This window comes from Vibrio sp. D420a, assembly GCF_030248625.1.
Classification (GTDB): domain Bacteria; phylum Pseudomonadota; class Gammaproteobacteria; order Enterobacterales; family Vibrionaceae; genus Vibrio; species Vibrio fortis_A.
In genome coordinates, this window is record NZ_JAHGAN010000021.1 from 35,818 (window position 1) to 48,962 (window position 13,145).

Below are 13,145 nucleotides of genomic sequence, written 5' to 3' on the forward strand. Positions count from 1 at the left end.
TACATTCGATTAAACAAAAAAAGTCCATATCATTGCTTGATATGGACTTTTTGCTATTTGGTCAATAGGAACCTGTTGTTAAAACAAGATTCTATTTTCCGTATGTTTTGATCTCGCCTGACTTCACTCGAGCTACGAATGACTGAAGTTCTTTTTTCACAACAGGCATTAGGAAGTAAAGACCAAGGATGTTGAAGATAGACATCGCGAAGATAGCTGCATCTGAGAAGTCGATTACCGCACCAAACTGAATTGTCGCGCCAATTACAACGAACACACAGAACATCACTTTGAACACAAGCTCAGTTGTTTTGCCTTCACCGAATAGGTAAGTCCATGCTTTCAGACCGTAGTAAGACCAAGAGATCATAGTTGAGAAAGCAAACATGATAACAGCAAGAGCAAGAGTGTATTTGAAGAAGCCAGCTGTTTCAGTGAACGAAGCGGCTGTTAGTGTTACACCTGTTAGACCTGAACCATCGAATGGACCTGTGTTTAGACCTGCGATAGTGATAACAAGTGCTGTCATTGTACAGATTATAACGGTATCAACGAACGGTTCTAGTAGTGAAACAAGACCTTCCGTGATTGGCTCTTTAGTTTTAACCGCAGAGTGAGCAATCGCAGCAGAACCTACACCAGCTTCGTTCGAGAATGTCGCACGTTTCAAACCTTGGATTAGGGCGCCAATGAAGCCACCTACAACACCTTCACCAGTAAATGCACCAGTAAAGATAGCGTTGAACGCAGGGCCTACTTGATCAAGGTTAGAACCGATAACAATAAGAGCCATGCCGATGTATAGCGCTGCCATCCAAGGTACAACACGCTCAGTTACAGAAGCAATCGAAGGCATACCACCAACAATTACAGAGAAAACTAAACCAGCTAGAACAAAGCCTGTAATGATGCCGTACTCGCTTGGAATGTCGAATGCGTAAGTTAGCATTGCGTGAGCTTGGTTGGCTTGGAACATGTTGCCGCCACCCAGAGAACCCAGAATACACATTAGTGCAAAGCCAATAGCCAGTGCTTTACCTAGTCCGCCCATGCCACGTTCGCTTAGACCTTGGCTTAGGTAGTACATTGGGCCACCAGATACAACACCTGAAGGTAAGATGGTGCGGTATTTAACACCCAACGTACACTCACAGAATTTTGATGCCATACCAAGAAGGCCACACAAGATCATCCAGAATGTTGCACCTGGACCACCAATTGCTAGAGCAGCACCTACACCTGCGATGTTACCAAGGCCGACGGTTCCGGAAAGGGCAGTAGCTAACGCTTGAAAGTGAGAAACCTCGCCGTCTTCTTTGGAGTTAGGGTCTGTGTATTTGCCTCGAATAATGTCGATGGCCATACCCACGCGCTTAAATTGAACGAAGCCAAAATAAACAGTAAAAATGAGTGCAGCGAGCAATAACCAACCAACAATGATCGGGAAGTTAGCTTCGCCAACTGGCACACTTTTGAATATTAATCCAACGAACCATCCAGTATATTCGTTGAAAAAACCATCAATACTCTGGCTTAAATTACTGATTGTTTGATTAAATGACCCTTCTTCTGCAAATGCGGTGGAACTGAATAATAATATAAACCCTAAAAATAATGCTCTTATGTTTTTCATGGTTTTCCCTGTATTTTACTAAATTTTATTTACTGCTGTTGAGCTTGCTTTCTATTAACTTTTATTTTCAACAAGTTATCTATTCATTTGGTCAGCAACAAACGGCTTGTAACCAACTCAATACTTCGAATAAATATAATTACTGAACAAGTTTTATATGGATATAGCTTCTCTGTGTGAGTAAGGTCGTTCTATTTTTATAACTGACCTTGTTGATAATCCTATACATAAAAATAATGGCATTAAAGAATTTTTTACAATTAATTTACATTTGTTTGGGCTCAGTCATCGTTTTCAGTAAGTCATTGTTTTGAAATTGCGACTATTGGCCTTTTAGAATGGACATCAGTTTGCATGCTGAGCCAAACCTGTGAAATTGTGTTGACCATGTTGCTAAAGGGAGTGTTTTGAGCTTCTAGACATGGCCCTTGGTGCAGTAAAAAACTGACGACAGAAGTGAGCAAGTAGTAGTCGGTAAATCTTATATTTTGGCTGTATAAAAGTTAGAGCTATTTACCGGTGTTACTTTATATTTGGCGAATAAAAAAGCCCTTTATAATAAAGGGCCTTTTGAGAAGTAATTGTTAGTGTACGTTATTTTTATAAACCACAAAGCTTATTGCTAGTAGTTATTAGTTATACCCAGCGGTTCGTTTCTGAGATTTGTGAAACAACTTAACCGCTAATAATGAAGACCAAAGCGCGACTTGTCCCCATAATAAAGTCCACTGCGGTGCTATATCTTGCCAAGTGGCGCCCATCTGATTTATCCCAAGAAAGCCTTGTATTGCTGGGGTGCTTGGAAAGAGTTGCGACAGTCCAACCAACCAAGTTGGCATCATCTCTACAGGCCATATAAAGCCTGAGGAGAAAATCAAAGGCATAGAACTGATCAAAACAACGACAGTGACCCATTCTCTTCTTGGCACAAATTCACCAATCAAGATACCAACTAAGCAGCTACCGACTAAGAATGGGAGCAGTAGTGTGAGTAATTGACCATGAGTTGCCAGTGAGTTGATACCGTAGAAATCGAAACTCGCCCCAAAGTAATACATAGCGAGTAGGTAATAGATGCCCACGAGTACACAGCAACGAGCGACAATCAGCTTTAAGCTTGAAACCCGTGACCAATATCCTGGGGTTGCTTGGCTATTTTGGGTTGCGCCAATTAAGCCAGATGCCATCGCGAGGGTTTGCTGAAGTATCAAAACAAAAACCGCGGGTACAACGTAATCTATGTAGCCCATACGACTGTTAAACGTTGGTTTCAGGTTGAGACTGAATGCGTTATACCCATTGGCCGCAGTTTTTAACGGTACGCCTTCAACGAGTAGGTGGCTGACTTTGACCTGTGCGGCGAGTGTGCCGCCCGCTTTAGCCAAGCCCTCGATGATAGTGCCGTACACAAGAAAGAACGAAGCATCGCCCGCATACGACAGCGTTGGGCTTTTACCTAGCAGCAAATCTTTGTAGAAATTCTCTGGAATCACCAAAAAGCCACCAATTTCCTGATTCAGTAGCGCTTGTTTAGCGTCAGCGAGACTAAAATCACGGCGAGTGATGTCAATTTGAGGTGTGGCATCAACCATACGCTCTAGTTGATAGCTGCTCTGGCTACCATCCAAATTGACCACTGAAGCTTTTAGTTGCTCAGGGGTCTGTTGCGCATAAGGCAAAGGATAGAGGAAAGAGTAGAAAATCACCCCACCAAAGACGGTCAATAAGACGACAGGGTTTCGGACGACGGCTAAGAGCTCGTGCTTAATGAGTTCGATGAAGCTGACTGGTTTCATTGTAGGGCCCCATTCACTGGTTGTGCGTTCAAATGTTTACGGATCAGAAGCAGTGTGATGATAGCTGGAATCACGTAGCCGAACATTGGTAGCAGCTGCACTATAGTTTGCGCTGCATTGATGCCATAACTCGACAGTGCGGTTTGAACTTCAATGTAATGACTAATCGGCAGCAGACTACGCCATGCTTGCGCGGCTGCATTCATGTCTGTTACTGGAAAGGTGATCCCCATGAATGCAAAGCTTGGAGCCGTAAATGCACCTGCAAAGCTCATGGCTCTCGCGGGATCGAGTGTCAAAAAGAAGAAGGCACTGCCCATGATCATACAACAAATGACGGTGATCAATTGTGCGAATATCAGAGCTATAAAACTCCCGTGATAAGGCCAATCCAAAAACACGTAAAACCAAGTCATAAAGCCGATGCCAAACACTAAGAACAGTAGAGTGTAAGGCAGCAATGTCGAGGTAAGTGCTTTGATTGGCGATGTGCCGAGCCAATGTTTTAACACTCTTTCACGACAATTGGCTGCCAAAACCAATATGGTGCCGACGACTATCATGATTTGCCACAGGGCAGGGATGATCGCCGATACCAAGAACTGCGAATAGCTGGTGTTCTTGTTAAATAGCGGGGTAATTTGGCTTTGGATTGTCACTGCTTGGCCAAGTGCTGATTTCACCGTTTTGTCGCCATGGGATAACTGCTTAGCGACTTCCACTTGAGCATTAAACGTTCCTTGTGCTTGTAACAGAGCCGAGTTGACCAGCTTACCAATCAGAATAAATTGGCTGTTATAGAACACAGAAACCTTAGGGTTCAGTCCAAGGTAAATATCGCGCTCAAAATGTTTAGGGATGATCACGTAGCCATAAATATCACGTTTGACCATGGCTTGTTTTGCTTGGCTAATATCTGTGTATTTTTGCGTCACCGCTAACGTTGGAGAGGCATCAACTAAACGAACAAACTGCTGAGAAAGCTGGCCATGATTTAAGTTCACCACCGCAACAGGCAGATCGCGAGCAATACCTTGAGAGAAAATCAACCAGATACTTGCTACCAGAAGTAGTGGGATCCAAGTGAGGCTCGATAGCAACCATTTGTCTTTGCGCACGATTCGCCACTGACGCACAAATTCGGTATCAGTGGCTTCAACATCGTTGGGTTGAGGAGAATAGGACATAATTGACCTTACAATTCAACGACCAAACTCATACCCATGCGTAACGTATCGTTGTTATCGACTGGGCGAGCTTCAATTTCAAATGTTCTTAGGTCAAAGCCTTGTGCGGCATCTGTTGAGCGCCAAGTCGCAAAATCACCCATGACGGCAATATGACTCACTTCGAATGTTACGTTTTTATCAAGTGCAGGAAGATAAGCATCGAACTGGGATCCTTTTTCGAAGTACTTGAGGTGGTCTTCTCGAACATTGAGCACGGCCCACGCGTCTTGCGTGTCGATAACAGTGACAACAGGGAAGCCTTGAGGTGCCAGTTCACCACTGCTTAATAGTACTTGAGCAACTTCACCATTAAACCAACTGTGGATTTGGGTATCTTTGGCGTAAGCCTCAACCTCGGCAACGGCGCCTGCTGCCATTAATGCTCTTTGAGCTGCTGCGACTTTGGTTTCATCTCGAGCGCCTTCTTGAGCCAGTTTATACATTTGAAGCGCGGCACTTTCTGTGTATTTCGCTGCTTGCCATTGAGTTTTTGCTTCATCACGCTTTTGTTCAGCAACGACGCCATCTTTATAGAGGTTGTTGACTCGTTGGTATGTTTTCTCCATTAAGTTAGCGGCTGCTTTTGCTTTTAGCCATTGATCTTTCGCTGCTTGGATTTGCTGCTCACGTGCGCCTTTCTCGGCTTCTTGTGCAAGTGCGCCTGCTGCTTTCTCTCCGGCTTTTGCTTGCTCTAGCTTTGCATCGATCTCTGGGCTCAGTAGCGAGAAGACCAATTGACCTTTTTCAACGGTGTCACCTTTACGAACGAACACTTGGTCGATACGTCCTGGCACTTTGGAAGAGATGCTGTATTGTTGAGCATCAATCTGACCTTGAATCTTAACAGGCTGTGGCAGGTATGCTTGGTAGAAGCTGTACCCAACCCAACCGACAATGCCAATACCGATGATTGAAGCGATAAGTGGTTTAACTGATTTCATGAATCATCCTTTTGTATTGGTGTTGTGAGCATTTGGGTAAACAGCAGAGGTTGAATAGCTTGGGAATGTATTCATCTCACTGCTTAGCGCTAATAGTTTGTTTAGAGATACTAGGTATTGAAAGCGAGCGACTGATTGTTGAGTTTTTATGCTTGCCAGATATAGCTCGGCATCAACTACTTCTAGTGATGTAGACAAACCTTGGTTGAACGCTTTCTTACGTAGCGATAGGTTTTCTTGTGCAAGAGAAAGGCTTGAGTTGAGGCCTTGCACCTCTTCTACAGCCTGTTGCGCCTCAAGATAAGTTTTTTGAACCAATACAGTGAGGTCTTGTTTTGCTTGAGACTTTAGATATTGAACTTGTGAAACCGCACTGTGCGCTGCAGCAACCTTGTCGGAGCGACCTGACGTATCGATAAGAGGCACATTGACCCCAATCCCCACTAACCAGTCGGGTTTCATTTCACTCGCAAGTGAGTCATCTTCATGCAGGCTGTAGTCGCCGTATAGGTAAACTTCTGGATAGTATTTGCCTTTCTCGGCTTTAATTAGGCTGCTCGCTTGCTTCTCTTTAGCGTCTAAAATGCTCAAACCTGGATAGGTCGTTAGTGTCTGGTCAACAAAGGTGTCCATATTTGGCAGGTTGTTGTTGATGAACAGGGCTTCTGATGGCTCAACAGTTTCTGAAAGGCCAAGAATCTGAGTTAATGCAAGCTGGGCGATTTTAAGGTCGTTTTGAGCTTTGGTTCTTTCGACGATTGCTTTATCGAGAGAGGCGTCTGCTTGTAATCGTTCTACACGCGCAATCTGACCTTGCTCTTCCAGCTTAATCGCGAAATCTCGGTGCTGAGTTAAGCCGGCTTCTACCGCTAAACGGGTTTGGACTACATCTTGCGCCAGAATCACAGAGAAGTAGTACTTGGTAAGATCTTCGTAGCGCGCTTGTTTCTCCATCAAGAACTGACTTTGCGCTTCTTCACTCTGGCCTTCAGCCGCAGTTTGAGCTGCAGTAATTCGGCCACCAGTGAAGATAGGCCACACAGCACGAATAGAAGAACTAAAAATGTCTTGTTCTGTAATGGTTGAAGTGATGCCGCCTAAACTGCCGAGAATAGGCTGCAATACTGGACCTAGTGCACCTAAACTGGGTACTCCACTCAAGCTATCCGCAAACTGCTCGCCATTGATAGTGACATCGCTGTCGAGGTGTGTGTAGTTTGCACCTAAGGTAACAGAAGGTAAATTGAGGCTGCCAGTTGCGTTGTGGAGGTGCTGATAGCGCTCTACGTTTGCTTGCTGTGCTGCCAGAGAATTATTGTTTTGCTGTAGCAGATCCCACGCATCAGGAAAGGAGAGAGGCGCGGCAAAACTGGCCGAACTTACACAGCTTATTAGCAGTGCGGTCAGCGAAAATTTTGGTCTGAATTTTGGTGATGTCATCTTCATACTTACCAAATTAGAGTAATAACTCTAATGTTAACAGGCCGATCCGAATTTGTCTTGAACTGATTGAGCAATTATCTATTGCGATGAGCAGTACGTTCAGTCTAGATGCGGTGTTGCATTAGAAATAGAAAGAGCACGCTAGAACGTGCTCTTTAGATAAATATAGAAGTGATTGTTTTAAAATGAAAATGTTCTAATCAAAGCCTGGGCAGTGGTGGTCTGCACGCCAAACTAGGTGACGCGAACCTTGCATTGTTTGAAGCAAATCTCTTCCGGACATTTGGGGGAACGCCAATAACACTTTTAGATCAAGTGGCGAAGTAGCATCTTTTTCGTAAGCTCTGACGTGCGTAAATGTCGATTGTAAGTTTTTGAACAGCATAGCCTTAGTAAGGCAAATTCCAAAAGAATCGCGTTTCATTGCCTGGTTTCCTTTTCAACAATGTTATTACGTTATGTTTTTAATCCGTTTTTGAAATCGACTGCGTCACTTTTGCCAATCAGCATTTATTATTGGAGTGTCTGAGAACTAAAGACTACCTCTTTTGTTGTTGTGATTTTGGTGGAAAGTCGACCCATATCAATAGGGAAATTCATCCACATTAACGTAGGAGGGCTCATTTCCTACGTGCTCGTGTGACACATACGATAATCGCTAATTGTTACCAATGTGTTACTTGTTTCGTTGTGTCTACTATCAAGAGAAACGGCGTCTCTTAAGTGATAGCTTTATGCTTAATTTGTTATGTGCAACTAGTATAATTGTATTTTTTATAACCAACCTAAAAAACAGCTAAAATCGGAGTGATCTAGGTCAACAATTAATCAGGTAACTGAGTGTAAGAGCTAAGAATTTCTAAAAAGCGATTTTGAGGTTTGATCTAAATCTGAAGTCAGTCGGCTTTAGACTAAAAACTCTGTTAATAACATGCGCTTTAGTCACAAATCTGAACCTTTGAAATCTCTCATAATTAACTTGGTGTTAACATTGTTAGATCGCATAGGGAGTAGGTGTCGATGAAGTGGAGCAGTATCAGCTTTAGGAAAAGATTGCTGATTATTATGACAGTGACAGGGTTAGTCGAGTTGTTGATTCTTAGCGCGGCTGGTTTTGCCTACATCAAACACTCCCAAGAAGAAGAGATGGGGCTCAAAGCCTTGGGGGTAGCCGAGTTCCTGTCGGAATCTCCACGTGTTATCGAACTGATCCAACGCCATTCAAGTGACCCTGATCTTTTGTCTCAGTTAGATTCTGAACATCAACAACGCTTTCGCAACTTAACCCATCTTATCGGCGCAGCATTCATTGTGATTGGCGATGAACAGGGAATTCGCCTTGTACACCCTGTCGATGAAAGATTAGGTAAGCCGATGCGAGGGGGAGACAACCAAAAAGCACTGGTTTTCGGTGAGTCCTATGTGTCAACAGCCAAAGGCTCGTTGGGACTTTCTGTTCGTGGTAAGTCGGCAGTTAAAAACTCAAATGGCGACATCATTGGGGTAGTGTCAGTTGGTTATCTGCTTGACTCTTTACAAGATAGAATTGAGCCCTATTTGGCATTCTTAATCATCATGGCATTGTTGGTTGTGGCAGTGAATGCCTTGATATCTAGCTATGTCTCGAGACGTTTCCAGAGAGCAATTCTTGGTTTTGAGCCTGAAGAGATCGGTCGTCTGTACGTTGAACTTGATGTCACCATGAGCACGGTGAAAGAGGGTATTCTGAGTATCGACAACCACGGCGTTCTTCGTTCAATCAACAAGAGTGCCTGCGATATTCTTTCTATCGATAGAGAGTCCTCACTTAATAAACCGTTTTCTCAAGTAGTGCCGAATAGCGACCTTGAGCAACTATTGTCGAGCGGTCAATCGGATCACGATATCGAGCTTTATCTAAACAATAAGCGCATTATCGCAAACCGTAGCCCAATCGTTGTGGCGGGGGAAGTAGTTGGTGCAGTATCGAGTTTTAGATTAAGAGATGAAATCAACGATCTAACCGAGCAGCTCTCGCAAACCAAAGAGTATGCCGACCTGCTGCGCTCACAAACTCACGAACACCGTAATAAGCTCAACACTATTAGTGGCATGTTGCAAATGGGTGAGCTAGAAGCGGTGCAACATTTAATTGGCCAAGAAACTGCTCACTATCAGAGCCTTATCGAATTCTTGAGAGGAACAGTTAAAGAGCCTCTTGTAGCAGGTATGCTACTTGGCAAAACAGAACGTGCTCGTGAAATTGGTTTAGAGCTGGTGGTAGAAGAGGGCTCTCGATTAGAAACTCTGCCAAGGTGGTTAAACGCCGATGATGTTGTGACCATCTTGGGGAACCTGATTGATAACGCGTTTGATGCGACTCGAATGGCAATCAGCCAGGCAGAATCATTCCCGCCTGCGAGACGTATCATCGAGGTTTCGGTCAGCGATTATGGTAATGAAGTCATTCTAGAAGTTGACGATAAAGGATGCGGTTTACCAGAAGGTCTAGCCATTGAGGATCTCACGCGCAAAGGGGTTTCAAGCAAGGCTAAGCAAAACCGAGGCGTGGGCTTGTATTTGGTTAAGCAGATTGCGGATCGTTACCAAGGTCAGCTTGATATGATTGAAAACAGAGATTTTGGTACACGGATGACCGTTTACCTACCAAAAGAAGAACAAATATCGTTTAAGGAAGAGCGTTAAATGAATGCAGTCACTAAAGTCATGGTCATTGAAGATGATATTGCGATTGCGGAGTTGCACCATCGTTACTTAGAACAGATGGGCGGGTTCGAAGTGGTTGGGATTGCTACCTCTCAATCTGAGGCAATTATGCAGTTGGATATATTAAAGCCTGACCTTGTGCTGCTTGATGTCTATTTACCTGACGGCTGTGGTTTAGATATTTTGAATCATGTAAGAGGCAACAACCAAGGCTGTGATGTCATCTTAATCACAGCGGCACGCGATGTTGATACGCTTCAGCAGGCAATGCGTGGTGGTGTTGTTGACTATTTGCTAAAGCCAGTAATGTTTCCACGCCTAGAAGCTTCACTCAAAAAGTACCGTTCGCAACAACAAGAACTAGAGAGTGTATCGGATCTCAACCAAGGCTTAGTTGATAAGATGTTGCAAGCTGCCAATCAAGCCGATTCGAAACCAGCAGCAACACTGCCAAAAGGTATTGATGGCGTGACGCTTGATAAAATCCGAGCGCTATTTGAAAGTGCCGAAACGAAAGATCTGACAGCAGATGAGGCAGGGGAGCGCATTGGTGCAAGCCGCACCACGGCTCGCAGATACCTGGAATACTTGATCACCACTGGTGAACTGAATGCTGATCTAAACTATGGTTCAGTCGGCCGACCAGAACGTTGTTATAATAAAGCGACGCGGTAACCTTTTGAGAATCGTACTAGAATCGACGATTCATTCTAATCACTTCCCACCCTAGCTTGGCATTTGCACACAAACCCAAGCACTAATCAAAACAGTCCAAATTATAAAACCAGTTTAATAATTAACTGCTAAATAGTTATCAAACTGGTTTTTCGTGCTACTCCGCCGACCAGATCCCATTTATTTTTCACTACAATGATTTGGAATGCAGTTCCGTCTTCGTTTAATCATTTTTGTTCTAACTAATGGCAAATTATTTGGACTAAATGAGTCAATATTTAATCGATTGCCCTCACAGTGGTTGATGTAAATCAAATAGTCATAGACAATACTGACCCGAATTGAGGTGATCTATATCACCCTCGTTTACCAAACGCATTCTCTAGTGTGATAGGCGCTCGCTATTGAACTAATAGCCAAGACCTATTATCTATTTTTGTATGTCGCTGATACCGTTGGCGAATACTGAAAACCTTGTTTTTATAGGAAAGATGATGGTAATACCTGAAAACAGCAGCATCGTTATTTTTGGTGCGTCGGGTGATCTCACGTATCGTAAGCTGATCCCCGCTTTATACCACTTGTATGCTAGCAATCAACTGCCGGAATCCTTTGCGATTCTTGGAGTGAGCCGTACTGAGTACAGCGATGAGTCTTACCGTGAAAAACTGAAGAAATCTCTTCAGGAAATGGAAGAAACTGAGCCAGAGACGCTAAACGCGTTCATTAATCACCTGCACTACCAAGCGATTAATACCTCTGACACAGAAGATTATGCTCGTTTAGCACAGCGCCTAGACAAGCTAGAACAAGATTATCAATTCGAAAATCACAACACTCTATTCTACTTGGCAACACCGCCAAGCCTATATGGTGTGATCCCAGCGAACCTAGCGGCACATGGCCTGAACGATGAGTCGAACGGCTGGCGTCGTCTAATCATCGAAAAACCATTTGGTTATGATTTAGCTTCTGCTCAAGCGCTAGATGAAGAAATCCATCATCACTTCCAAGAACACCAGATCTATCGTATCGACCACTACCTAGGTAAAGAGACGGTACAAAACCTTCTAGTGCTTCGTTTCTCTAACGCAATGTTTGAACCACTGTGGAACCGTAACTTCATTGATTACGTTGAAATCACAGGTGCTGAGTTCCTTGGTGTTGAAGAGCGTGGCGGCTACTACGATGGTTCTGGTGCTGTGCGGGATATGTTCCAAAACCACCTGCTACAAGTATTAGCAATGGTTGGTATGGAGCCGCCTGCACAAATCAATGCAGATTCAATTCGTGACGAAGTGGTTAAAGTACTTCAATGTCTAAAGCCTCTTGAAGAAGAAGACCTACGTAAAGACTTGGTTCTTGGTCAATACACGGCGTCTGATGTACGTGGTCAGCACCTACTAGGTTACCGTGAAGAGCCGGGTGTAGCAGACGATTCTCGTACTGAGACATACATTGGTCTTAAAGCTCATATCAATAACTGGCGTTGGAATGGGGTTCCTTTCTACGTACGTACAGGTAAACGACTACCAACACGTGTTACGGAAATTGTGATTCACTTTAAGAACACACCACACCCAGTATTCGGCCAAGATGCACCAGAGAACAAGCTGATCATCCGCATTCAACCGGATGAAGGCATCCAAATGAGCTTTGGCTTGAAAGAGCCGGGCGCAGGCTTTAAAGCAAAAGAAGTGAAAATGAACTTCTCTTACTCTGACTTGCCTGAGACTCAAATGCTAACGGCTTACGAGCGTCTACTTCTTGATGCTCTGAATGGCGACGCGACTCTGTTTGCGCGTACTGATGCGGTAGAAGCGTGTTGGAAGTACGTTCAACCTATCTTAGATTTCAAACAAGATCCTCAAGCTCTATTTGGTTATGCTTGTGGTACTTGGGGTCCACAAGAAGCAGACGAGCTTCTTGAAAGAGACGGCCGCGCGTGGCGTTTCCCTTGTAAAAACCTAACAGATACGGATTATTGCGAATTATGATCAACCATAAGATCTTTGAAACGCCAGAGCTAGTTGTTGAAAACCTAGCAAACGAAATGAAAGCGTACAGCGAGCAGGGCACACCTATTCATATTTCACTTTCAGGTGGCAGCACGCCAAAAATGCTATTCAAACTGTTGGCACAGGCGCCATACGCAGAAGGTATCCAATGGAAAAACCTTCATTTCTGGTGGGGCGACGAGCGTTGCGTGGCACCAGATGATGCGGAAAGCAACTACGGTGAAGCAAACACACTTCTATTCTCTCAAGTAAACCTTCCTGCTGAGAACATCCATCGCATCCGTGGTGAAGATGAGCCGAAAGCAGAAGCAGAACGCTTTGCTAAAGAGATGGCTGATGTGATTCCTTGTGAAAACGGCACACCTGTTTTCGATTGGATTCTGCTAGGTGTTGGCGCAGATGGCCACACGGCTTCACTATTCCCGGGTGCAACAAACTACCAAGATGAGAACCTGTCTGTACTGGCTTCTCACCCTGAGTCTGGTCAAATCCGTGTTTCTAAAACAGCTAAGGTTTTAGAAGCGTCAAAACGAATCAGCTATCTAGTACTTGGTGCTGGCAAAGTTGATATCGTTAAAGAAATTCATACGACTCCTGCTTCAGAACTGCCTTATCCGGCAGCGAAAATCCAGTCTAAAACTGGCGAAACAGAGTGGTTCCTAGATTCAAATGCAGCAAGTGCTATCGCATAATCGCGAATAGCC

The 13,145-nt window shown here is 44.1% G+C and carries 10 protein-coding genes; 4 read left to right on the forward strand and 6 right to left on the reverse strand.

The features are described 5' to 3' along the window. Positions 1–91 precede the first annotated feature (91 nt). The 6 genes from KI743_RS14350 to KI743_RS14375 all read right to left on the reverse strand — a co-directional run bounded on the left by KI743_RS14350 (position 92) and on the right by KI743_RS14375 (position 7,466). Positions 92–1,633 (reverse strand): sodium:alanine symporter family protein, encoded by a 1,542-nt coding sequence (locus KI743_RS14350; RefSeq protein WP_285466933.1) that lies wholly within the window; start codon positions 1,631–1,633, stop codon positions 92–94. A 632-nt stretch (positions 1,634–2,265) separates the two neighbouring features. After that, complete coding sequence (locus KI743_RS14355) at positions 2,266–3,429, reverse strand: ABC transporter permease (protein ID WP_285466934.1); 1,164 nt, start codon at positions 3,427–3,429, stop codon at positions 2,266–2,268. After that, positions 3,426–4,616: an ABC transporter permease gene (locus tag KI743_RS14360; RefSeq protein ID WP_285466935.1), complete on the reverse strand. Its 1,191-nt coding sequence runs from the start codon at positions 4,614–4,616 to the stop codon at positions 3,426–3,428. Before KI743_RS14360 ends, KI743_RS14355 begins: the two co-directional genes overlap by 4 nt. Positions 4,617–4,624: 8 nt before the next feature. Then, positions 4,625–5,599, reverse strand: a complete 975-nt coding sequence (locus tag KI743_RS14365; RefSeq protein WP_285466936.1) for an HlyD family secretion protein — start codon at positions 5,597–5,599, stop codon at positions 4,625–4,627. 3 nt (positions 5,600–5,602) lie between these two features. Beyond that, positions 5,603–7,045 (reverse strand): TolC family protein, encoded by a 1,443-nt coding sequence (locus KI743_RS14370; protein ID WP_285466937.1) that lies wholly within the window; start codon positions 7,043–7,045, stop codon positions 5,603–5,605. 193 nt (positions 7,046–7,238) lie between these two features. Beyond that, the gene (locus tag KI743_RS14375) at positions 7,239–7,466 is read right to left on the reverse strand and encodes a hypothetical protein (RefSeq protein ID WP_032549176.1); all 228 of its coding nucleotides are present in this window, start codon (positions 7,464–7,466) and stop codon (positions 7,239–7,241) included. A 641-nt stretch (positions 7,467–8,107) separates the two neighbouring features. Between KI743_RS14375 and KI743_RS14380 the strand changes: the two genes are divergently transcribed. The 4 genes from KI743_RS14380 (at position 8,108) to pgl (ending at position 13,133) form a co-directional block, all read left to right on the forward strand. After that, positions 8,108–9,727, forward strand: a complete 1,620-nt coding sequence (locus KI743_RS14380; protein WP_373417834.1) for an ATP-binding protein — start codon at positions 8,108–8,110, stop codon at positions 9,725–9,727. Further along, entirely contained in the window at positions 9,728–10,423 is a 696-nt protein-coding gene (locus KI743_RS14385; RefSeq protein ID WP_150894852.1) for a response regulator, read from the forward strand. A 494-nt stretch (positions 10,424–10,917) separates the two neighbouring features. Then, entirely contained in the window at positions 10,918–12,420 is a 1,503-nt protein-coding gene (zwf, locus tag KI743_RS14390) for a glucose-6-phosphate dehydrogenase (RefSeq protein WP_172974265.1), read from the forward strand. After that, the gene (gene pgl / locus KI743_RS14395; protein ID WP_285466939.1) at positions 12,417–13,133 is read left to right on the forward strand and encodes a 6-phosphogluconolactonase; all 717 of its coding nucleotides are present in this window, start codon (positions 12,417–12,419) and stop codon (positions 13,131–13,133) included. Before zwf ends, pgl begins: the two co-directional genes overlap by 4 nt. Positions 13,134–13,145 lie beyond the last annotated feature (12 nt).

Bases quoted from the DNA above. Each gene is read 5' to 3' on its own strand.
- KI743_RS14350 (WP_285466933.1), bottom strand. From the start codon at position 1,633: ATGAAAAACATAAGAGCATTATTTTTAGGGTTTATATTATTATTCAGT.
- KI743_RS14355 (WP_285466934.1), bottom strand. From the start codon at position 3,429: ATGAAACCAGTCAGCTTCATCGAACTCATTAAGCACGAGCTCTTAGCC.
- KI743_RS14360 (WP_285466935.1), bottom strand. From the start codon at position 4,616: ATGTCCTATTCTCCTCAACCCAACGATGTTGAAGCCACTGATACCGAA.
- KI743_RS14365 (WP_285466936.1), bottom strand. From the start codon at position 5,599: ATGAAATCAGTTAAACCACTTATCGCTTCAATCATCGGTATTGGCATT.
- KI743_RS14370 (WP_285466937.1), bottom strand. From the start codon at position 7,045: ATGAAGATGACATCACCAAAATTCAGACCAAAATTTTCGCTGACCGCA.
- KI743_RS14375 (WP_032549176.1), bottom strand. From the start codon at position 7,466: ATGAAACGCGATTCTTTTGGAATTTGCCTTACTAAGGCTATGCTGTTC.
- KI743_RS14380 (WP_373417834.1), top strand. From the start codon at position 8,108: ATGACAGTGACAGGGTTAGTCGAGTTGTTGATTCTTAGCGCGGCTGGT.
- KI743_RS14385 (WP_150894852.1), top strand. From the start codon at position 9,728: ATGAATGCAGTCACTAAAGTCATGGTCATTGAAGATGATATTGCGATT.
- zwf (WP_172974265.1), top strand. From the start codon at position 10,918: ATGGTAATACCTGAAAACAGCAGCATCGTTATTTTTGGTGCGTCGGGT.
- pgl (WP_285466939.1), top strand. From the start codon at position 12,417: ATGATCAACCATAAGATCTTTGAAACGCCAGAGCTAGTTGTTGAAAAC.